Here is a 21,685-nt window from a genome sequence, read left to right on the forward strand (position 1 = left end):
TATTTAATTTTTATTTATAGGTGGTTTAAGATGCTAGCGATAAGCTAGAGAAACATTATTCTAATAGAACAGAGGGATTTATACATGTACCATATGCACCAGAACAAATTATTTATAAAGAAAAAGTTGCAAGTATGAATATATCAGCTATGAGTAAAGCACTTATTAAAGCAATACAAGTAACTATAGTAAGTATGAGGTAATTATCTATGTATACAAAGAAAAATTGGAAATATTATTTGGGTATATTTCTATTTTTATTATCATTTGCACCATATATTATTGTTTTTTGCATCATTCCTTTTTTTAGTCTATCTACATCGAGTTATTTAGCAGCTTCATCAATATTATTAATAAGTGCAGAAGCGATATTTTTGTTGTCTGTTATGCTTTTAGGTAAAACAATTGTTGATGCAATAAAGTCTGCGATAAAGAAAATATTTAAATCAGCATTTTTACAGCAAAAATCAATTAGCTATAAAAGGCATATAGTTGGTTTGGTAATGTTTTTCACAAGCTTGGTTTACCCTACTTTAATTATAGAACTGATTTTATTCTTTGATAAAGGTGCTGATGTAGGGAAATTGAATATAATATTTATTTAGTGGAGACATTGTTTTTATATCGAGTTTTTTTGTTTTAGGAGGAGAGTTTATTAAGCGCCTAAAACTAGCATTTAGATATGAAAATAGCATTAGATGAATAATATTTTAGTGTAAACTGTTATTTATAAATTATAAAAGTGGTTTTTTTAACTTATGCTTAGAAATTCAGTATCATTGTTGATTCTACTTTTGTTGCCTTTTTCATTATTTTCTCAGGAAAAAGGTTTGAATTATTCTAAGTTTATCGGCTCTTGGAGTAATGAAAATAAAAACTCAAAAGGTATAGTTAAGTTTAAAATTTTTGAAGATAAACAGGGTGGTACGTTAATAAATTTGAAAGGAAAGTGTTTTCCTTCTTCGTGTGATATAGGTCCATATAGATTAACTTTTTATGGTAGTTCTGTTAGTGCTGAAGAAGCAGTGACTGCCATAGCAAATTACAAAAATGATTGGTCAAATAGTTACTATATTCTAAGGCTTAACTCTCAGAAAAAGGTCGAACTTTCATCTTTTACAAAGTATGATGATGCTAGATCTAATAGCTTTTTCTCTGAAACTTTTACAAAATTTTAATTATATCGCTTTACTATCAATTTATTGCTTGTTTGGTTATATTATTATGGATTATAGCTTAAATAGTTAAATTGAGATTTTTTGGAGTATTAATGTCATTAATGAAAGTACAATTTAGTGTTTTAGAAACACAAAGTATTGAAAAAATGTTGGATATTTTGGTTGCTGAAGTTATTGGTGGGTATGCTTTATGTAAAAAAATAGCAGTTTTAGCACCATCTAAGATTGCAAAACAACTTGATGAGATGTTATGGCAAGCAGGCGACGAGTCTTTTATCGCACACCATTGTGCAGTGAGTTCTAGAGAGTATAATCAATGTAAAAACATTCCTATTCTTATTACGGATAATTTATTTATTACAACAGGATTTGAAGTATTAATAAATATTATGGATGTTGCGATAGATCCTCAAAGGGTTAAAGTCAAAGAACTTAAAGAATATGTTTATCAGGAAGACAAAGCATTACAGGCATCGAGGAAGAAATATATCTATTATAAAAAACTGAATTTAGAAATTACCACTAATCAGAAATAGTACTTTTAAAAGAACTTTGCTAAAATTATCAACATTAATTTTTCTAAAAACTTATATATTTACAGCATTATAAAGGCTTACAAAATGAATAAAAATTATAATCCAAAAGAAATAGAGCAGTCTAATTATAAAAACTGGGAAGCAGCAGGTAAATTTACTTGTGGTAATACAGATTCAAAAGATACATTCTCAGTAATGTTACCTCCTCCTAATGTAACAGGTACTTTACATATGGGGCATGCTTTTCAACATACATTGATGGATATTCTTACTCGATATAATAGAATGACGGGTAAAGATACATTATGGCAGCCTGGCACAGACCATGCAGGTATTGCTACACAGATGGTTGTTGAAAGGCAGTTAAATGCTCAAGGGATCTCAAGACACGACTTAGGACGTGATAATTTTGTCAGTAAAATATGGGAATGGAAAGAGCTAAGTGGTGGTACTATCACATCACAAATGCGTCGTATAGGAGCTTCACCGGATTGGGGTCGTGAGAGATTTACGATGGATGAGGGTTTATCAAAAGCTGTAACAAAAGCATTTGTAAAATTACATGATGATGGTCTAGCATATCGTGGTGAGAGATTAGTGAACTGGGATCCTAAGCTAAAAACTGCTGTTTCTGACTTAGAGGTTGCACAGATAGATAAGCAAGGCAGCTTGTGGCATTTTGTATATCCTGTGGCTGATAGTGATGAAAAGATCATTATCGCAACAACTCGACCAGAAACGATGCTTGGTGATATGGCAGTAGCTGTACACCCAGGAGATGAAAGATACACGCATTTAGTTGGTAAGATGATTAATCTGCCATTGACAGATAGGCAGATTCCAATTATTGCTGATGATTATGTTGAGAAAGATTTTGGAACAGGTTGTGTCAAAATTACTCCAGCTCATGATTTTAATGATTATGATATGGGTAAAAGACATAAGCTGCCAATGATGAATATCTTAACTGACGATGCGGCTCTAAACTCACAAGTTCCTAAAAAATATCAAGGCTTAGATAGGTTTGAAGCGCGTAAGCAAATTGTTGCAGATATGGAATCTCTCGGTTTATTAGATAAAGTTGAACCTCATGCTCTTAAAGTACCAACAGGTGATAGAACGGGCGAAGTCTTAGAACCGTATCTAACTAAACAATGGTTTGTCAAAGCTGATGTGCTTGCAAAACCAGCGATAGAAGCAGTAGAAAATGGTAATGTGAGATTTGTACCAGATAATTGGAAGAACACATATTTTGCTTGGATGAGAGATATTCAAGATTGGTGTGTATCGCGTCAGCTATGGTGGGGACATAGAATCCCAGCTTGGTATGATGAGGCAGGTAATGCTTATGTTGGTGAATCAGAACAAGATATTAGGATAAAATATAATTTAGCTGCTGATATTGTTATCAAGCAAGATGAAGATGTTTTTGATACATGGTTTTCATCAGCATTATGGCCATTTAGTACTTTAGGTTGGCCAGAGAAAACTCCAGAGCTAGAAAAGTATTATCCAACAAGTGTGCTAGTTACAGGTTTTGATATTATTTTTTTCTGGGTTGCTAGAATGATGATGTTTGGGATGTATTTTATGAATGACGTGCCATTCAGAGATATCTACATTACAGGACTTATTCGTGATAGTGAAGGGCAAAAAATGTCTAAATCAAAAGGTAATGTTTTAGACCCTGTAGATTTAATTGATGGTATTACATTAGATAAATTGCTTGAAAAAAGATCTACTGGCTTAATGCAGCCTCAAATGAAAACTAAAATTGCGAAATCTACTAAAAAAGAATTTCCTGATGGTATAAGTGCATACGGTTCAGATGCTGTTAGATTTACTTATGCTGCATTAGCATCAACCTCACGCGATATTAGCTTTGATACTGCTAGAGTAGAGGGTTATCGTAATTTTTGTAATAAGCTTTGGAATGCTTCAAGGTTTGTAATGATGAATCTTGATGATTACAAAGTTTGTGATAACTATGAGTTAAGTGTGACAGATAAGTGGATATGGAGTGTTTTAAATACTGCTGTTGCTGATATACACAGACATCTTGCAAATTATCGTTTTGATTTAGTGGCAAATGCCATATATGATTTAGTTTGGAATAATTATTGTGATTGGTATGTTGAATTTGCAAAAGTTGCTTTGAAAGATGGATCGTTATCTGAGAGTCAAAAAAATGGTGTAAAATATACATTAGCTAAAGTTTTAGAAAATATATTAGCTTTAGCTCATCCGCTTATACCATTTATTACAGAGAGTATCTATCAGCAATTAAAGCTACATTTAAATGATGCTAAAGATACAATTATGGATGTTAGTTATCCGGTAGCTATAGAGGAAATAGCGGCACCAGCAGCAGAGAATGTAGTATTATGGTTGCAAAATATCGTAACGACTTTGCGTAATATGCGTAGTGAAGTAGGTATTAAGCCATCTTTGGAAATTTCCTTAATTGTTAAAGATATAGCAGAAAAAGATAAAGAGTACCTCGCTCAAACGGAAGGTTTTATAAAAGCCCTCGCTAGAGTAAATAATATCGAGTTTAATGATAACCCACCAACATCTCTATCTCAAATTGTTGAAGGTCTTGAGTTAAATATCCCACTGGAAGGCTTAGTTGATATTGAAGCTGAGAAGGCAAGATTAGATAAAGAGCTAGATAAGTTAAAAGGTGAGGTTGTAAGAGTGCAGAAGAAACTTTCTAATGAAAGATTTGTATCAAATGCTCCAGAAGCTATAGTTGCTGCAGAGCAAGAAAAACTTGCAAAGTATCAAGCGCTTTATACTAAAACTCTTGAGAAGAGAGAGGCTTTGGTGTAGTGGTTGAGCAAAGAAGTCTCTTTGAAATATCTTCTAATCAAAAAAATATAGATTTAAGTTTAAAAAACTATAAATTTATAGATTTATTTGCAGGTATTGGTGGAATAAGAATACCATTTGATGAATTGGGTGCAAAATGTGTATTCTCATCAGAGTGGGATAAATTTTCACAACAAACTTATTTTGCAAATTATAATGATATGCCTTATGGCGATATTACTGCTATAAATGAAAAAGATATTCCTTCATTTGATATATTATTAGCTGGATTTCCATGTCAGCCTTTTTCTAATGCAGGTTTAAAAAAAGGTTTTGAAGATACAAGAGGAACACTATTTTTTGATATTTGTAGGATAGTCGACTATCACAAGCCTAAAGCTATTTTGTTAGAGAATGTAAAAGGTTTTAAAAGCCATAACAAAGGAAAAACTTTTTCTGTAGTAAAAAAGCTCTACAAGATTTAGGTTATAGTGTTTATTCTAAAGTTTTAAATGCTAAAGATTTCGGTGTCCCTCAAAATAGAGAAAGAATATATATTGTCGCACTTAAAGAAAAAGTCTATTTTGATTTTCCTGAGTCTCTTGATAAAATCGTAAGGGTTGGGGATATTCTTGAAAAAAAGTTGATGATAAATATACAATATCAGATAAACTTTGGGCAGGTCATCAACGAAGAAAAAAAGAGCATGTTTTAAAAGGTAATGGTTTTGGGTATTCTCTTTTTGACGAGGCTTCTTTATATACTAGTACTATTTCGGCAAGATATTATAAAGATGGTTCAGAAATACTAATTAAGCAAGATGGTAAAAACCCTAGGAAATTAACTCCTAAAGAAGCGTCAAGACTTCAAGGTTTTCCTGATAAATTTATTATACCTGTAAGTGATACGCAATCTTATAAACAATTTGGTAATTCTGTAGCTGTGCCTGTAATTAGAGCAATAGCGAAGAGCATCGCAACAGCTATTCAAGGAGGAAAAGTAAATGAAAAAAATTAGTCTTGATAAATTGGTTGTTGAAGAGAAAAAGTTTGATTTAAATATGAAGTTCTATTTTTTTCTAAAACATCTTGTGAAAACTAAATTAACAGGTAATCAGTCGATATCATTGTTGTCATATATCCACTCGAAGAGAAGTTTTGACCTTAAAATTGAAGAGATGAATATATTTTTAGAAAGTATTGCAGGTAAGGATAAGAAGTATCATTTAGATATTGTTTTTAGCCGTATTCAGGATGAACTGGACTTGCGATTATTTATTTTCAGCCTAAAGCTATACATGATAAAAGATCTTTTGTTAGCAGAAGCTAATTTAAAAAGTGAAATAGAATTAGATAATTTATCACAGTTAGACCCATTATCTTTAAAATATGATGATAAAACATTAAATACGCCGTATAGTACTAGAGTTAGTGGGGCTTTATTATCTTTGTGTTTTTTTTATAAACTAGAAAATAAAGAAACTAATCTACTTTCTCAAGATTCAAAAGAATATTTTGAAAGGTTATCAGAAGAGGCAAATAGTCTGAAAGAAATTGGGATAGAGCCAAATCAAATATTTATGCTCATGTTTTAAATCAGTCTATTATATCTAAGTCTGGAACTAATTATGAAGACAGAATATTTGATACTCTTATAAATATTGGAATTGCACCTGATAAAATAACAAAAATACATGATGCGGCTGATAAAAGTACAGAGTATGATTTCTTTTTTGAGTTGAATGCTAGAAGTTATGGTATAGGAGCTAAAAGAACTTTAAGAGAAAGATATAAACAGTTTATCAAAACATCAATTTCTAGTGATATAGATGTTATGATAGAAATAACACTAGGGCTTGATTTAAATGAAAGCAAAGCCAAAACAATACTTAGTCATAATACAAAAATATTTGTTGCTGATGAAATATATCAAGCTAAAAATTTCCTACAAAAAATGGTAGGAGTTTTTTCTGTCAAAGATTTAACTTTGGATACATTGAAGAACTTGTGAATTATGCTAAAAAACAAACTAAACATTACTAATCAAATAGATCTAGAAAAAGCTGAAGAGAAAATCAGTAAGCAAAAAGTATTAGTAGTGAATAAAGTTGTGATTAGTGGTATTGAGATAGAAGTCAGTTTTTTCACTAGTATCACTTTTTTAACTTTGAAGGTAAGGTTCATGGTTGTCAATTTTCACCTTTAATAATACCAGTTAGGGTTGCAACCGATGGGTCAAATCATTTATCATGTGTAATAAAAATATAGTCTCATAGTATATTTTATATGATTCAGACATCAGCTTTAATCTCTATCAAAAATAATAAAATTCTCCTTGTACGAGTTCGAGATAATACTATCTGGTATTTTCCAGGAGGCAAGATTGATAATGGTGAAACCTCTCTACAAACTATTGTTCGTGAATTAGAAGAAGAGTTAAATATAAGAATGATATCGTCTGATCTGAATTATCTAGGTGAGGTAGTTACAGATAATCATGATAAAACAGATACTGTATCGGTGCATTGCTATGCTGGAGATATTAGGCAACAAATATTACCATGTGCTGAAATTTCTGAATTAAAGTGGTTTGATTTAGATTATACTAAATTTATGGCTCCAGCTGTGATAGAGAGTATAAAAAAATGGTTTAAGAAATAATCATATAGAATTCTGATTAGCATTTATATTCGCGGCTAAAGATTTTTTAATAATAGTTTTTAGAAGTTCTTTATGCTTATGTTCAGGATTATGCCTTAGACAATCAAGAGCATATTGTTGTAATATAACCAGTGGTAAAGTTATATTGTCTCTCATCCTAATTGATCTTTCTTTTACTGGATTAGCATGTAAAAACTTCTCATTTTTACCGGTTATTGCAAGTAAAAATTTCTTAGCTAGAGTATGTTCATTATATATCTGTTGCCAAAAGTCTTTATATTTAACATCTTTACTTATATGTTTAGTGATATAGTTAATCTGATAATATTGTGCTAAAGACGTGAGTAATAGCATCAGATAAATTATCAAAAGAATTATTTACTTTTCTTAAAATTCTTTTAAAATTGGCCCAAATTTTTTCTATAGGATTTAAATCAGGAGAATAAGCAGGAAGGTATAGTATCTGTATATCAAACTTCTCTGCTATTTTAGCCAATTTAGGAGACTTATGAAAACTAGCATTATCCATAACAACAGTAGTCTTTGGAATTAACTCAGGACATAAATGCTCTTCAAACCACTGATTAAGAATTTGAGTATCTGTATATCCAGTATACTCTAGCGGTGCTATAATCTTCTTTTCTAAATAGTTATAACCAGCAACTATACTTTTTCTCTGAGTTTGATAAGCAATAACTTCACCATAGCTAGGTTTACCAACAAGAGACCATCCTCTTAGTACAGACTGTTTATTATCCATACCCATTTCATCTAAATATACAAGTTTGTTAGGTTCAATAGTCTCAACAACCTCTATAAAACTTTGCCTATCTTGTTCTTTTCTTTGCTTATATTTAGGTGTCTTTTTTTAAAACTAAAACCAAGTCTGTTAAGACAATCATAAAATGTGCTTCTAGGTATTTCAGGAGCTAATGCTTCTCTAATATCTAAAGCCATTGCATCTGGATATGTTCTTAAGTAGCTTTCTATCGCTTCCTTATCTGTAAAGGTTGCTACTCTACCGCAACCCAAGCCTTGCTTAGATTTATAATCACCAGTTGTCTCGTATAAGTTTATCCAAGATCTAGTAGTACGGATATCTATATTAAAAAAATTACTTAGCTCTTTGTCTGTTAGGCCTTCTTTATATTTAGTTATTACGATATCTCTGAAATCTTGGCTATATGATGACATTTTTTCTAAATATTATAACATTATTGTCAAATAACTATCGGATTAACTATATTGTTAGAACTTCTAATATGCTTGCAGCAGAGTCTGCATTACTAATAATATATCTTTCAATAGCATTATAGCCATTTCGTTGTTGGACATATTGTATTGTATTAATAGTTTCTAGTAGTTCTTTAGCAAGATCACTACTAAAATCTAGCTCAACTAGACTTTTTTCTTTACTTAATTTTGTTAAAAGTTTAATTTTATCAGCATTATTGAGTGTTTGATAATCAAGGTTATAGTTTTCTTTAAAAATTTCATTAAAGAATAAATTGTGTATTTTAGCATTTTGACGAATATCTAATTTTGTAAAATGAAATCCAAAGATTTTAACTTTTAAAATAAGACTATCTAGTTTATCAACGAACAAAGAATCATATTTATTATCAACTACACTTTTTACTTTTTTAAGGGAATTTATGAAATCATTGGCGCTAATATATTTATTTTCTTTTAGTTTTTTTCTAATTTTTGTGAGTTCTTCGTGTACACCCTCAAAAGTAAGTTTTTTAATAAGTCTTTTTAGATCTTTATTGTAGCAGTTAAAAATATTGCTTCTTAAATGTTTAGAAACTTTTTTAGTTACATTTGCTGTAACAAATGGGTTTCCATCTCTATCTCCACCAGGCCAAAACCCTATTTCAATATTGGTATTGTTGTTTGTTAATTTATGCTGAACTTTAGGGATGATATTATAAAAAATATTGTTTAAGTACCATATAATAGATATAGCTTCACCTTCAGGAGTTGGTTTGGTTTTATTACTAAATCTAGTTTTTCCCATTTGTAGAAAAATATCTCTAATTTTATTTATATCGTTATCGATGATAGCTTTTTTAAGGTCATGAATGATAGGTAGTACAAGTTTTGCATAGAATTGAGTCGGATGAGCAGTAAGGACGAGTCTCGTTTTATATTCATTTAAAGCACTTTCTTTACAGTTTCTTTCGACTCTTCTTGTCAGTCTGGTAATGCTATATTCACCGTTTAAATCATGAGTTTTTGCATAAGCAGCTTCTTCAATAGCATCTATTAGAACTATTTGTCTTTCTATATAACGTATGAATTTTATAAATATTTGAAGCTTTTCTTCTTCGGGCATATCAGGGTATAGACTTCTTATAATTTCTATTGGATCTTTACCTTTTGCCAATTCATTCTCACAAATATTAGAAAATGTTGCTAATCTTGAGGTTGCATTATGCTCTTTATCTAAAGGAGTACTTAAAAAAAGCCCATTTAGCATTTTATATTTAAGCTCAACTTCGGATTTATAGTTCTCTAAAAGCTTATTTTGGATAGAGTAGAATGACATCAAAACCTCCTTGAGTTAGGATAATCTTTTATTACTTTTAATGGATCTAGTTAATAATAAAGTTTTTTAAAAAACTTATGAGATATATTTTAGCAAATCTTTCTTTAAAATATTTTTCAAATTTTATTATTTAAGAATTTTTAGATATAAAGCAAATATTATTTAAATTAAGTTTAAGAGCGATTTCTTTTTAATCTGCTGGTATTGCTAGACTTTAGCTATGTTTTAGTGAAAAATTATTGAGGCGTTTGTTTGAACTAATGGACTATTATAAATGGAGATCGATACCAAAATATTAATATTGTCGATAGATGGTGGTGGTATAAGAGGGGTAATCCCTATAAAAATACTCCAATTACTAGAATCAGACCTTCAAAAAAACACTATAGATATTTTTGATATGTATGCCGGAACTAGTACTGGGTCAATCATTGTTTGTGCATTGACAGGATTGAAAAAAACTCCTACTCAGATACTTAACGATTTTTATAATAAAGATTTTGCTGGAGGCTTATTTAAAAAAAATTTTGGCTGGTTTAATTTTTTATCAGTTATCCTTGGCTCAAAATACTCAGGCCTATCAAAGAATAAAATATTGGATCAATATTTTGGTGATACTTGCTTTAGTGATCTATCTAAGCCTACACTTGTAACTTCATTTAATTTAACTAGATCCACGGCAGCTATATTCAAGTCTAATGCTGGCTCAATGACAAATATAAATAATAAAGTAGCAACTATCACAGGTGCTTCTACAGCTGCACCTACTTATTTTCCGCCAGTAACTATTGAGAGGGAGCTGTATGTTGATGGTGGTATTTGTGCTAATAATCCAGCAGTTGCTTCTTTGTCATATGCTCTTTCTCTTGGCTACAAATTAGAAAATATTAAGATATTATCTTTAGGAACAGGTAAATATATTAATCAGTTAGATGGTGATCCACGAAAGTATAGTTCATTATCGTGGTTAAAAAATGGTTTAATAGATGATTTATTTTCAGGCTCATCTTCAGTAAATGATTATAATTTAAATCTTATTTTAAATAATAATTTTTTAAGAATTAACCCCGTATTGGATGAAGAAATTCATTTAGATAGATATGATAAGGACTCTTTGAGTATCTTAAATAAAATTGCTATTGATACCTATACAAAAAATATAGATTCAATTTTTCAATTTTTAAGTTAAGTGAATATTCATAGATTCGTTAGCCTTAAAAGACAATGCTTATATCTTATTTCTTCAAATCCTTTGCCGATTAGATTAATCTTAACTTCACCATTTTTTGATAAGATAGAGTTATTTTTCATAGTATAATATTTTGGCATTTTTGAGTATTTTTTATTAAAAATACAAATAAAAGTTAGCCATTTTAGCATAAATTTATTTTTGATTACTGCTATTGGAATATAATCTGTATAGGTGATATTTTCCTTATTTATATAAGGAATTTTAGGCGCTAAAATAAATAACTTTTGTAAATAGGTGTGTTGTTTACCAGAGTAGTTATAAAAATAAAACTCTGTAATATCATTATAGAAATAAAGCTTATTTTTATTTTCATCTTCAAAATAAAACTCACTTAATTCATTCATTCTTACAGTAAAATTTATTTTGTGCTTTAATAAATTATTATCAATAACGCTATATGTAAATTTATCATCTAAAATAAATAAAAATCTATTTTTTAGAGAGTTGTCAATAATAACTGAATCAATAAAATCATCTTTCTTGGGAACAGTATTAGAGAGTAGGCTATTGCCATTATAAAATTTATCAAAACAAAAATTGATAGTCTTTGCCTCAACACTAATAGAATCCTGCATTTGAATATGTATGTGAGGTTGAGGAGAATAGCCGCTATTTCCACATTTTGCTAAAATATCATTTACACGAACATAGTCTCCAATTTTCACAGTTATAGAAAATTTCATTATATGACATATTTTAATAAATAAGCCTTGGTGATTTTTTATTATTATATAGTTTCCCCAGTTATTGGTTTTATCAATAGTTCCGATAGGATTATCCATTAAGTTATGCCTACAATCTACAATATACCCTTCATCTGGAGATAGAATACTTTCACCAAAACATAAATAATTTTCTAAAAAATTTGGGTTGTCACGATAGGTTTTACCATTTTCTTTTTTTACAAAATCATAGGCAAATCTATATTTTCCTTTATGAGTCCACTTGTCATTGAAGCCCTGATAAATATACCACTTACCACTAAATGGTAAGCAAATCTTAGGAATTTGCGCAAATCTAGATATTATATTTAAGTAGTTAAGAAAAGATTTTTCTGGTGTGGATTGTATACTGTAATTAAAATCTTTGTATCCTAGGTTTCTAAGTGTAAAAACAAAAGCTATAGTTATTATGCTAAAAGGTAAAGTAAACACTGGGGTAGCATAATAGTCTAAAATAATTTCAAACATGTTAGTTACGATAACGGTAGAGGCAATAGCAAGCATAGTTATTAGCAAGCTTCGGAAGGTAGGTAGTAAAAATACCCCATAAAGAGCCATGCCTGTAAGGATATAGTTAAAGGCATATAGGTTATTAAGAGATAGTTTAAATGATCCAGTAAAGAATGATTCAAATGAAACACCGACAAAATAGCTAAATATAGTTATAAAAAACATGATCCTTGATGATATGAGAATTATAAAAAGTATAGCTAGACCAACGATATTACTTGGAAGGAAAAATATAGCTCCTAAGGTTTTTAGAAAGCTACTAATAGTTGTTGGTAAATAAATATCATAGTTTGTAAGATCATTTAATAAATGATTACTAAATCCCAAAAACTTTATTGAAGCAATATAAATGGTTATTGATACGATTGAAAAAGGTAAAGATAAAACAGGCAAATGATAAGAACTAAAGATTTTCCCAATAGTATAGCAAATAATAAAAGTTAAGATGGCTGAAACTACTACAAGGCAAATACTCTCAACAGAAGTAGGGAAAATATAACCTATAGACAAACCAGTCAGTAAAGCATTATAGTTGTAAAAACTATATTTTAAAAAATCATTGCCAGAGGCGTTTATTGTTTGTATAAAAGAGATGCTAGTAAATATTGCAATAACCCCACATATTGACATAAATGGATTGATAAATAGTGATAGTATGATGATAATGAAAATCAATTTACTGTTTAAAAAGAGTATGGAACTGTATGTTTCTAAAAATTTTTTAAAACTCATTATTTAGGGTGTTTCTCTAAGGTTAACTGTATCAAGGTTATCAACCTGCTTTATTAATATAGGTTTATTATCTTTATTAATCAATATTACAGCGGGTTTGTATCTTATAAATTGCATTGCTTGAGTATAGTTATATGCACCTACAGGTGATATTGATAGAACCGTACCTCGATCTAGAGCTGGTAGCATGATATTTTCTTCAATAACATCAATATTCATGCATAAAGGACCATTAAGTACAGATGGTTCGATTATTTTTCCATAATCCTTATCTGTTTCAATATTAAAATTATACCAGGTTGAGGTGTAGAGGTTGTTTATGCCAGCATCTAGTATATATCCTTTCCTACCATCAGGCAGTCTTTTCCAACCACATACAGAGCTTAAGAGATATCCTGCCTCATCAATTAGGTAGCGCCCACTTTCTAAATATAGTTCAGGTAAATCTTCTGATCTATTTTGCTCATAAATAGTATTTATTATAGCTGAAGCATAATCATCAGCAGTAGGTACGATAACATCAGAAGATTGGTAAATGCCCTTTAAACTACTTTTACTAGCAAAACCACCACCTAAATCTATGTATTGTATTTTACATGAAAATTCTTTCTCAGCACGGGCTTTTAGAATCATTATTTTTTTTGTCGCAAGTTTATATGCATTTGTGTCTAGTATAAAAGTTCCTATATGAGTATGAAGACCCGTTAAGTATAGCTTTCCTTTCTTATACATTCTTTCAATAGCATTAAAAGCATCTTCATTTTCATAATTAAAACCAAATTTACTCCATTGAGGATATAATCCTGTATCCATATTGACCCTAATGGCAACGGGTATTTTTATCTGAAGCTCGTCTGCTATTTGTTCTAAGTCATTTAATTCAAATAGATTATCAATATGTATTTTGGCACCTTCTTGGACCGCAAGCTTTAAATCTTTCTTAGGTTTATATGGGCCATTAAAGATAATATCACAGCCATTAATTCCTAAGTTTCTCGCTTTTTGATATTCAAATTCACTGACTACTTCTGCCAAAGATCCTAGATTATGAAAGACTCTACAGATTTGATTTAAATAATTAGTCTTATAACTCCAGCTGAGCTTTATTTTTGGGTACCTAGCGTTAAATGCTTCATATAGGGTTGTATATTTTTTCTCAATTTGTTGCTGTGAAAATACAAACAATGGGCTTCCAAATTTTTCGACTAATTGATTCACACTAACATTATCTATATGTTTTCTTATTTTTTGTTTGTTTGAGAAGCCACCATGCTTTGAAGCCATTGTGAAATCTATTTTTGTTATTATCGGTTTTGAGTATTTTTTTTTCATTTAACTATGTTTCTTTATTTATAAATAAGTTTTTATATTTGCTAAAGTCAGTAATTATTTCATCGACAAATCTTACATATATTTTATTAATAGGATAATCAGTTATAGTTTTGAAATTTTTTTTCTGCATTAGCTTTATTAACATCTCTGGGAGATTTATACCAACTTCTGTAGCTAGATATACCCATGAAGGAAAACGAGGATTAATTTCTATCATATATATAGTGTTATTGTTGATGATACATTCAAGTTCAAAAGCACCTCTCCATTTTGTTTGGCTTGCAAAGTCCTCGGCTACTTGCATTAGTAAATCGTTTTTTATCGTTAGACCTAGCCAGACTTTCCCTAGATCTGTAGTGGTTAGTTTTTTTATAGCAATAGCTCCTTTTAGCTCTCCTTGGCCATTAGCTATTCCAGCTAGATTTAGTTCTTCACCTATTATGTATTCTTGTATTAAGATAGGTAGACCCCATTCATTATATATATCATAAAACGCAGTTATGGCGCTTGCAGTGTTAAAAACTTTGTGGGCTTTATAGTAATTACCTTTTATCATCATAGGAAAACTAAGTTGTTCTATTGATTTGTGAAGTTCTGATATGGTATTTATTTGAAAGGTTCTGGGATATTTTATATTTAAGTTGTTACAGAGTTTGCCTAGTCTATTTTTATTTCTAAGTTCGAAGTTCTCTTGAGAAGGTAGGTAAAGTTTTAACCCTATTTCTTCCATTATTTGATTTTGATATTTAATATATAAAGGTAACTCGGCATCCAAATTTGGTATGACAGCTTCAATTTTTTCTTTTTTCTTTATATATTTAAGACGTGTTTTTAATTCGTCAAATCCAGATGAAGGGTATGGCATTATATAAGTTTTGGTTAGTAGTTTTTGGTAGTTGCCTGGTTCATTAGCATCATAACTTAATCCTATGAGAGTAAACTTGTCTATTAAGCTTTTTGCAACTGGTATTCCAGGGGCTGGGTTATCAGTATTATTTAATCCGCTTATTGCTATTTTCATCTATATTAAGCTGTAGATTTTTAGTTTAGAAATAAAATCATCTACATCTATATACAACTCTTCTTCTGATATATCGTATTCTAGGCTTAGTATTTCTAATATTTGTTGTTTCGAGAGTTTCTTTTGTAAAAGAGATATAATTTCTTTAGATATATCATTAACTTGATAGTTATTCCCCATAAATGGATGAAATACTATATTACTTTCATCAAGTTGTAATTGATCTATTGGTGACATTTTTATTTTAGAGTTTTCTTCTATTAAAGCATATCTTTTGGAGTATAACTATAGGTTTTAATAATTTAAAAAATGATAAAATCGGTTTTTACAGTTTAATTTTTTTTAAAATCTTGAAACAGTTTAACTTCTAGTTTAATCTTTAAGCAATTTTATTTCTAAAGTGTTTAACTATGGTTACAACAAGATTTGCGCCAAGTCCAACAGGTTTCTTACATGTTGGTGGGGTGCGTACAGCATTATTCAGCTGGCTATATGCAAAAAGAAATGATGGTGAATTTATTTTAAGAATTGAAGATACTGACTTAGAAAGGTCTACACAAGAGGCTGTAGATGCAATCTTAGATGGAATGAATTGGTTAGGATTAAAAAGTGATGGAGAAACTTATTATCAAACCAAGAGGTTTGATAGGTATAGAGAAGTTATCGATCAGCTTATAGCAGATGAAAAAGCATATTACTGTAGTTGTTCTAAAGAAAGACTTGATGAGTTAAGAGAGTATCAACAGGCTAATAATCTAAAAACTGGTTATGATAGTAAATGTCGCGACAAAAAATATGTACCAAAAGATGGGGATAGTTTTGTTGTGCGTTTTAAAAATCCTGAGGGTGGTGTCGTAAGTTGGGATGATGCTGTAAAAGGTAAGATATCTATAGCTAATCAAGAATTAGATGACATGATTATTCAAAGAGCAGATGGTTCACCAACTTATAATTTTTGTGTTGTTGTTGATGATATTGATATGAATATTAGTCATGTTTTGCGCGGAGATGATCATGTTAATAATACTCCTAAGCAAATTAATATATATGAAGCATTGGGTGTGACTATACCAGTATTTGCTCATGTACCAATGATACTTGGTCCTGACGGGGCGAAACTCTCCAAGCGACATGGAGCTGTTAATGTGATGGCTTATCGTGAGGACGGTTATTTGCCTCAAGCGATGCTTAATTATCTCGTAAGATTAGGGTGGTCGCATGGTGATCAAGAGATTTTTTCTATTGAAGAGATGGTTGGCGCTTTTGATTTAGAACATATTAATGCCTCACCATCACGCTTTGATTTTGAAAAACTTAAATGGTTAAACAAACATTATATCAAGGAATCTAAATTTGAAGATATTCACTTAGAAATAGAGTATCACTTTACAAAGGCTGGCTTAGATATTAGTAATGGACCTAGTTTACAAGAACTAGTCACTGTAATGGCAGAAAAAGTTGATACTTTAGTTGAGCTTGCTGAGAAATCCAAATACTTCTATAGTACTACGGATATTGAGTATGATGAGAAAGCAGTTAAGAAGCATATTAAAGCAGCATCAGGTAGTATTTTTATTAAACTTTTAGAAAACTTTGAGAATCTAAGTGCTGAGCAATGGACAAATCCAGAAGCTTTACATCAGGTTGTGAGTACTACTGCTCAACAGTGTGAGTGTGGTATGGGTAAAGTTGGTATGCCTTTACGTATAGCTGTTACAGGGTCTGGTCAATCACCTGATATTGGCATTACTTTGAAGTTTTTAGGTAAGCATAAAGTGCTTTCTAGGGTTCACAAAGCTATAAAAGAGTTATGTAATTTATAGCTATATAGATATAGTTTCTATTATTATTTCTGAGTCACAATAAGTTTTTATCTTTTTTTGTTTTATAATTTATTCTAACTATTTATGAAATATATTTATAATCATTGTTTTTTTGTAATATAGAAATTAATATTAGTTTAAGTTAAGCTAGGGGTTAGGTTGATAGAGGGGTAGCCAAGTATAAAGTGAGGTTATTGGATTTCATTATTTGCAAAAGATGTTAAGAACGTGAGTGCAACAGGAGCATACTATAATTTAGTTAATCAATCTTTAGGTTTGTTTAAAGAAAAAAATAACCTTTTACCACTAAGAATTGAGTTATCTTCAGAGCTTCTTAATAGGGTATATAAGTCATGTTCTGAGAGTAAGCATGGAAGGACATCTCAAATAGAAGCAATCCAACAAATATTAAATAAAGCACTTTCTTTGAATATCAGTGTGCCTGAGCCAATAATAAAGTTCGCTAGAACAGCAACTATGTTGGAAGGAGCTACATCTTCGGTTATAAATAATGGCTTGAAGATGTATCCCTATAATGAAAATGCTCAGCAAAGAATTAAGAATTGTTCTTTTGAAATGGCAATAGCAAAAGCAATAGAAAATATGCTTGATCAATCTAAACTTAAGATAATATCAATGGCAGGTGTAGGAAATTGCTATAGGATGGCAAAACTAAAAGATTTTGATCGATCTAGAGGTTATGTAGATCCAGATTAAATTATGATTAGTATGGTATTTTAAAAGGTGCCATTTCTTAAATAATATTTTTCTAATCCATCAAATGGTTACAAAAGCATAGTATTCTTTAACTATAGTAATCCTCCTTTTGTCATTTTGTACGGATCAACAATATTATTAAATTCTTCTTCTGATAAAAAACCAAGGTCTTTGTTTGCAGCTGCTAGAGAGATATCCTTTTCATTAGCATGATGAGCTATTTGTGATGATTTATCATAGCCAATAACAGGGCTTAAGGCTGTAACAAGCATTAATGAGTTTTTTAGAAAATAATCTATTTTAGTTTTATTTGGTTTTACTCCATCAAGTAGGTAGTTAGTGAAATTCAAACAACTATCAGATAAAATATTAATTGATTGAATTACATTGAATATTATCAATGGTTTATAAACATTCATCTCCAGATACCCTGCAGAACCACCAATGCCAACAGCCACATCGTAACCCATTACCTGAGCTGCAACCATTGCCATTGCTTCACATTGAGTTGGATTTACTTTACCTGGCATTATTGATGAGCCAGGTTCATTTTCTGGTAATATCAGTTCATGTAAGCCAGCCCTAGGACCGCAGCTTAGAAGTCTAATATCATTTGCAATTTTAAATAAAGAATTTGCAAGGGTTTTAAATTGGCCCATCATTGCAACTAACGCATCATGGGAGCCTTGTACTTCAAACTTATTTTTAGCAGTTATAAATGGGATGTCTGTGATATCAGCAATATTTTCAGCTACTTTTTCAGCAAAACCAGCTGGAGCATTTATTCCAGTACCTACTGCTGTACCACCTAAAGCAAGTTCATACACATCCTTTAAAGATTCATTTATTCTTTTTATATTTTTTCGTAATAATGCTGCATAACCAGAAAACTCTTGTCCTAAAGTTAAGGGGACTGCATCTTGCATATGTGTTCTACCTATTTTTACAATATCACTCCATTCTTTGGATTTTTTATCCAGGTCAGTTAACATATATTCAACAGCTGGCAATAGCTTGTTTGTAATTTCACAAGCTGTTGCTACATACATAGCAGTAGGGAAAGAATCATTGGATGATTGTGACATATTAACGTGATCATTGGGATGAATAGGTGTTTTACTTCCTTTTACTCCTCCAAGAAGTTCTATAGCTCTATTAGAGATGACCTCATTAACATTCATGTTAGATTGTGTACCACTTCCTGTCATCCAAACATGTAAAGGAAAGTTTGAATCTAGATCACCAGCTATTATTTCTTCAGCAACTTTTATAATGATTTCTTTCTTATCATTACTTAATATACCCAGTTCATTATTTGTGATTGCAGCAGCTTTTTTTATAATAGCCATTGCCTTTATGACTTCTTTAGGAATTAAATCATTACCTATTGAAAAATATTGTAATGATCGCTGTGTTTGAGCACTTCAATAGCAATTATCATTAACCTCAATCTGTCCAATACTATCTGTTTCCATTCTCATAAATCGATTCCCATTTCTATCAGCAATATAGTTTGATACTTACAAACCTATGTGCTAGGGTTGATTATGTCAAATGAAATTTTGCAAGTTAAATTAAATAAATTGGAGATGCAAACACCATGTTTAATTTAAAGAAAGATAAAAATAACCAAAAGTATATTGAAGTTGAATTAGATGGTGCGCATTTAATTGAGGTACCATTTTTAAATAAGGGTAGAGCATTTAGTGAAGAAGAAAGAAGTAGATTTAGGCTACATGGGCTTCTCCCAGTTACCAATATTCCTTTAGATCAAACTATACATAAGATCTACGATGCCCTGTGTGAGATAGAAGATCCACTTAAAAAACATATTTATTTAAGGAATGTTCAAGATAGAAATGAAACATTATTTTATGCTCTAATTAATGCCTATATTGAGGAGTTGATGCCATTGATTTATACTCCTGTAGTTGGAAGTGCATGTCAAAATTTTGCTAAAATATATCGCAAACCTCGAGGTCTTTTCGTAAGTTATGAAGATAAAGATCGGTTAGATGAATTATTTGATCATTCTTATTTTGAAAACACCAAGGTTATTGTTGTATCTGATGGTGAAAGAATACTTGGTTTAGGTGATCAAGGGACTGGTGGTATGGGCATACCAATTGGTAAATTATCTTTATATATAGTTTGTGCTGGTATTGCCCCATTTGAAACATTACCAATACTTTTGGATGTTGGTACTGATAGCGAAGAGCTTTTAAATGACCCTAACTATTTAGGCCTAAAAAGAAAAAGAATTCGTGGTGAAGTATATGACGATTTTATCGACAAATTTGTTCAAACGATCAAAAGGCATTTTCCTACAGTACTGCTTCAATGGGAAGATTTTGCACAGTCTAACGCTTTACGCTTATTAGAAAAATATCAAGATCAACTTTGTACTTTTAATGATGATATTCAGGGTACTGCCTCAATTGTTGTTGGAGCATTATTGTCAGCTGTAAATATGTCAGGTATTCCTTTGATTAAGCAAAAGATTGTGGTAGTCGGTGGTGGATCTGCAGGAGTTGGTATTAGTAACCTTATTGTAGAGGCGATGATAGAAGAAGGTTTAACACAGGAACAGGCTAGAGCTAATATTAGTTTGGTAGATAGGTATGGCTTAATAACAGATAAACAAGATAGCCTAGACTTTCAGAAACCGTTTGTTAAAGCATATAATGGTTTGAGCTTGATACCTAAAGACCCAGAGAATGTGACTTTATTAGAAACTGTAAAAGCTGTAAAAGCAACAATGATGATAGGAGTATGTGGACAATTAAACATATTTACACAAGAAGTAATAGAGCAATTGGCAGAGAACTGTGAGAGACCAATTATATTTCCATTATCAAACCCTATTACTAAAGCAGAAGCTAATCCACATGATGTACTCAATTGGACTCATAGTAAAGCGATTGTAGGAACAGGGAGTCCATTTCCGGAATATAGTATTAATGGTAAATTAAGAAGAATAGATCAAGTAAATAATGCTTATATATTTCCTGGTATTGGCTTGGGTGTAAGAGCGGTTAATTCAACTAGAGTTACAGATAGAATGTTTTTGGTTGCAGCTAAAGCTCTGGCTGAGCTTTCGCCTGCTAAAAATGATAGTAATGCTAATTTACTGCCTCCTCTTGGTGAAATAAGGAGTATCTCTCGTCATATTGCAATTGCTGTTGCTAAAGAAGCTGTTGCGAGTAATTTAACCAAAAAACACTTTTCAGAAAAAGAAATTATTGAACTTATTGATGATTATGTATGGGAACCTGTTTATTTACCATATATAAAGGTTCCATATAAGATTAAATAGGTTCCATGAGCAAAATTTATCTTGACTAAATAAATGTACTTGCCAGAGCAATAAACTCCAAAGAAGAGGAACAAGTTTTGTCAAATATAGAAAAAAATCATTCTAAAATGCTTAATTTAGAGAAAAAATATTAGAGGCATGGAGGTTGGTATATTCAATTGAAGTTCATGATAATGATCAAGTTTATTACCCATTTGGTGATGATGCTATTGATTGTATTATTTATGATGAATATGATCGTATGGCTGTACGGATTTGTAGAAAAATAGAGAAATTTTGTGGGGGAAATCTAAATAAATTATGTTTAGCTTAGTTGGTGATAGGGAAATTATAAAAATAATGTACAAAAGTCTTGACTAAGTCATAAAATTCATTATAATACTCATCATATCGCTGGAAACAGTGGTTTTAAAGTCTTATGTCCCGTTCGTCTAGAGGCCTAGGACACCGCCCTTTCACGGCGGCAACAGGGGTTCGAATCCCCTACGGGATGCCATAATTATTTTTATAAATCAAAATAATTT

At 30.7% G+C, this 21,685-nt stretch carries 18 protein-coding genes, 1 tRNA gene and 4 pseudogenes; 15 read left to right on the forward strand and 8 right to left on the reverse strand.

Annotation, left to right across the window (positions count from 1 at the left end; translation table 11 throughout):
* Window positions 1–50 precede the first annotated feature (50 nt).
* The 9 genes and pseudogenes from ACR0PV_RS01305 to ACR0PV_RS01345 all read left to right on the forward strand — a co-directional run.
* A pseudogene (locus ACR0PV_RS01305) lies at window positions 51–203 on the forward strand (pyroglutamyl-peptidase I family protein); the annotation flags it as partial.
* Window positions 204–209: 6 nt separating this feature from the next.
* Window positions 210–702, forward strand: a pseudogene (locus ACR0PV_RS01310) (transporter suffix domain-containing protein).
* 56 nt (window positions 703–758) lie between these two features.
* Window positions 759–1,178 (forward strand): hypothetical protein, encoded by a 420-nt coding sequence (locus tag ACR0PV_RS01315; protein ID WP_488173255.1) that lies wholly within the window; start codon window positions 759–761, stop codon window positions 1,176–1,178.
* Window positions 1,179–1,279: 101 nt separating this feature from the next.
* Entirely contained in the window at window positions 1,280–1,714 is a 435-nt protein-coding gene (locus ACR0PV_RS01320) for a DNA polymerase III subunit chi (protein ID WP_488173929.1), read from the forward strand.
* An 84-nt stretch (window positions 1,715–1,798) separates the two neighbouring features.
* Complete coding sequence (locus ACR0PV_RS01325; protein WP_488173256.1) at window positions 1,799–4,546, forward strand: valine--tRNA ligase; 2,748 nt, start codon at window positions 1,799–1,801, stop codon at window positions 4,544–4,546.
* Window positions 4,546–5,542 (forward strand): annotated as a pseudogene (locus tag ACR0PV_RS01330) (DNA cytosine methyltransferase). The gene ACR0PV_RS01325 and the pseudogene ACR0PV_RS01330 overlap by 1 nt, the downstream one beginning before the upstream one ends.
* Window positions 5,529–6,119 (forward strand): hypothetical protein, encoded by a 591-nt coding sequence (locus ACR0PV_RS01335; RefSeq protein WP_488173257.1) that lies wholly within the window; start codon window positions 5,529–5,531, stop codon window positions 6,117–6,119. The pseudogene ACR0PV_RS01330 and the gene ACR0PV_RS01335 overlap by 14 nt, the downstream one beginning before the upstream one ends.
* Window positions 6,120–6,358: 239 nt before the next feature.
* Complete coding sequence (locus ACR0PV_RS01340; RefSeq protein ID WP_488173258.1) at window positions 6,359–6,535, forward strand: hypothetical protein; 177 nt, start codon at window positions 6,359–6,361, stop codon at window positions 6,533–6,535.
* 266 nt (window positions 6,536–6,801) lie between these two features.
* Window positions 6,802–7,185 carry an NUDIX hydrolase gene (locus ACR0PV_RS01345; protein ID WP_488173930.1) on the forward strand — a complete coding sequence of 128 codons (384 nt, stop codon included), beginning with the start codon at window positions 6,802–6,804 and terminating at the stop codon, window positions 7,183–7,185.
* Here the strand turns inward: ACR0PV_RS01345 and ACR0PV_RS01350 are convergent, their stop codons facing one another.
* The 3 genes from ACR0PV_RS01350 to ACR0PV_RS01360 all read right to left on the reverse strand — a co-directional run bounded on the left by ACR0PV_RS01350 (window position 7,186) and on the right by ACR0PV_RS01360 (window position 9,736).
* Window positions 7,186–7,539, reverse strand: a complete 354-nt coding sequence (locus ACR0PV_RS01350) for a phosphoenolpyruvate carboxylase (RefSeq protein ID WP_488173259.1) — start codon at window positions 7,537–7,539, stop codon at window positions 7,186–7,188. It abuts the gene before it with no gap.
* Window positions 7,499–8,379, reverse strand: a protein-coding gene (locus tag ACR0PV_RS01355) for an IS630 family transposase (RefSeq protein ID WP_488172940.1) whose coding sequence is annotated in 2 segments (ribosomal slippage) — window positions 7,499–8,055 and window positions 8,055–8,379 — 882 coding nt in all. Because the reading frame shifts where the segments join, the coding sequence is not laid out codon by codon here. The genes ACR0PV_RS01350 and ACR0PV_RS01355 overlap by 41 nt, the downstream gene beginning before the upstream one ends.
* Window positions 8,380–8,425: 46 nt before the next feature.
* Window positions 8,426–9,736 carry a phosphoenolpyruvate carboxylase gene (locus ACR0PV_RS01360; protein WP_488173260.1) on the reverse strand — a complete coding sequence of 437 codons (1,311 nt, stop codon included), beginning with the start codon at window positions 9,734–9,736 and terminating at the stop codon, window positions 8,426–8,428.
* 274 nt (window positions 9,737–10,010) lie between these two features.
* Between ACR0PV_RS01360 and ACR0PV_RS01365 the strand changes: the two genes are divergently transcribed.
* A complete protein-coding gene (locus tag ACR0PV_RS01365; protein WP_488173261.1) occupies window positions 10,011–10,925 on the forward strand; it encodes a patatin-like phospholipase family protein in 915 nt (304 codons plus the stop codon).
* 8 nt (window positions 10,926–10,933) lie between these two features.
* Here ACR0PV_RS01365 and ACR0PV_RS01370 read toward each other — a convergent pair whose 3' ends face one another.
* The 4 genes from ACR0PV_RS01370 to ACR0PV_RS01385 are packed head-to-tail and all read right to left on the reverse strand — an operon-like array spanning window position 10,934 to window position 15,542.
* Window positions 10,934–12,952, reverse strand: a complete 2,019-nt coding sequence (locus ACR0PV_RS01370) for an urea transporter (RefSeq protein ID WP_488173262.1) — start codon at window positions 12,950–12,952, stop codon at window positions 10,934–10,936.
* Window positions 12,953–12,955: 3 nt separating this feature from the next.
* On the reverse strand, window positions 12,956–14,284 hold the full coding sequence (locus tag ACR0PV_RS01375) for an alanine racemase (protein WP_488173263.1): 1,329 nt from the start codon (window positions 14,282–14,284) through the stop codon (window positions 12,956–12,958).
* Window positions 14,285–14,288: 4 nt separating this feature from the next.
* Entirely contained in the window at window positions 14,289–15,305 is a 1,017-nt protein-coding gene (locus ACR0PV_RS01380; protein WP_488173264.1) for an ATP-grasp domain-containing protein, read from the reverse strand.
* The gene (locus ACR0PV_RS01385; RefSeq protein ID WP_488173265.1) at window positions 15,306–15,542 is read right to left on the reverse strand and encodes a PqqD family protein; all 237 of its coding nucleotides are present in this window, start codon (window positions 15,540–15,542) and stop codon (window positions 15,306–15,308) included.
* A gap of 173 nt (window positions 15,543–15,715) precedes the next feature.
* On the opposite strand from ACR0PV_RS01385, the gene gltX reads away from it, so the two are divergent.
* Window positions 15,716–17,128 (forward strand): glutamate--tRNA ligase, encoded by a 1,413-nt coding sequence (gene gltX, locus ACR0PV_RS01390; protein ID WP_488173266.1) that lies wholly within the window; start codon window positions 15,716–15,718, stop codon window positions 17,126–17,128.
* A gap of 228 nt (window positions 17,129–17,356) precedes the next feature.
* Window positions 17,357–17,845 (forward strand): hypothetical protein, encoded by a 489-nt coding sequence (locus tag ACR0PV_RS01395; RefSeq protein ID WP_488173267.1) that lies wholly within the window; start codon window positions 17,357–17,359, stop codon window positions 17,843–17,845.
* A gap of 92 nt (window positions 17,846–17,937) precedes the next feature.
* On the opposite strand, the pseudogene fumC reads toward ACR0PV_RS01395, so the two are convergent.
* A pseudogene (gene fumC, locus ACR0PV_RS01400) lies at window positions 17,938–19,326 on the reverse strand (class II fumarate hydratase).
* A gap of 119 nt (window positions 19,327–19,445) precedes the next feature.
* Between fumC and ACR0PV_RS01405 the strand changes: the two are divergent.
* From ACR0PV_RS01405 to ACR0PV_RS01415, 3 genes are all read left to right on the forward strand, one after another.
* Window positions 19,446–21,161 (forward strand): NAD-dependent malic enzyme, encoded by a 1,716-nt coding sequence (locus ACR0PV_RS01405; protein WP_488173268.1) that lies wholly within the window; start codon window positions 19,446–19,448, stop codon window positions 21,159–21,161.
* 145 nt (window positions 21,162–21,306) lie between these two features.
* A complete protein-coding gene (locus ACR0PV_RS01410; protein WP_488173269.1) occupies window positions 21,307–21,474 on the forward strand; it encodes a hypothetical protein in 168 nt (55 codons plus the stop codon).
* Window positions 21,475–21,581: 107 nt separating this feature from the next.
* Window positions 21,582–21,657, forward strand: a tRNA-Glu gene (locus ACR0PV_RS01415).
* The last annotated feature ends 28 nt before the right edge of the window (window positions 21,658–21,685 follow it).

The sequence above is a fragment of the Francisella sp. AG1 genome (genome assembly GCF_057683165.1).

Coding starts and splice junctions, on each gene's coding strand:
- ACR0PV_RS01405 (WP_488173268.1), top strand. CDS start 19,446: ATGTTTAATTTAAAGAAAGATAAAAATAACCAAAAGTATATTGAAGTT.
- ACR0PV_RS01370 (WP_488173262.1), bottom strand. CDS start 12,952: ATGAGTTTTAAAAAATTTTTAGAAACATACAGTTCCATACTCTTTTTA.
- ACR0PV_RS01380 (WP_488173264.1), bottom strand. CDS start 15,305: ATGAAAATAGCAATAAGCGGATTAAATAATACTGATAACCCAGCCCCT.
- ACR0PV_RS01365 (WP_488173261.1), top strand. CDS start 10,011: ATGGAGATCGATACCAAAATATTAATATTGTCGATAGATGGTGGTGGT.
- ACR0PV_RS01320 (WP_488173929.1), top strand. CDS start 1,280: ATGAAAGTACAATTTAGTGTTTTAGAAACACAAAGTATTGAAAAAATG.
- ACR0PV_RS01325 (WP_488173256.1), top strand. CDS start 1,799: ATGAATAAAAATTATAATCCAAAAGAAATAGAGCAGTCTAATTATAAA.
- ACR0PV_RS01350 (WP_488173259.1), bottom strand. CDS start 7,539: ATGCTATTACTCACGTCTTTAGCACAATATTATCAGATTAACTATATC.
- ACR0PV_RS01340 (WP_488173258.1), top strand. CDS start 6,359: ATGATAGAAATAACACTAGGGCTTGATTTAAATGAAAGCAAAGCCAAA.
- gltX (WP_488173266.1), top strand. CDS start 15,716: ATGGTTACAACAAGATTTGCGCCAAGTCCAACAGGTTTCTTACATGTT.
- ACR0PV_RS01385 (WP_488173265.1), bottom strand. CDS start 15,542: ATGTCACCAATAGATCAATTACAACTTGATGAAAGTAATATAGTATTT.
- ACR0PV_RS01375 (WP_488173263.1), bottom strand. CDS start 14,284: ATGAAAAAAAAATACTCAAAACCGATAATAACAAAAATAGATTTCACA.
- ACR0PV_RS01360 (WP_488173260.1), bottom strand. CDS start 9,736: ATGTCATTCTACTCTATCCAAAATAAGCTTTTAGAGAACTATAAATCC.
- ACR0PV_RS01315 (WP_488173255.1), top strand. CDS start 759: ATGCTTAGAAATTCAGTATCATTGTTGATTCTACTTTTGTTGCCTTTT.
- ACR0PV_RS01335 (WP_488173257.1), top strand. CDS start 5,529: ATGAAAAAAATTAGTCTTGATAAATTGGTTGTTGAAGAGAAAAAGTTT.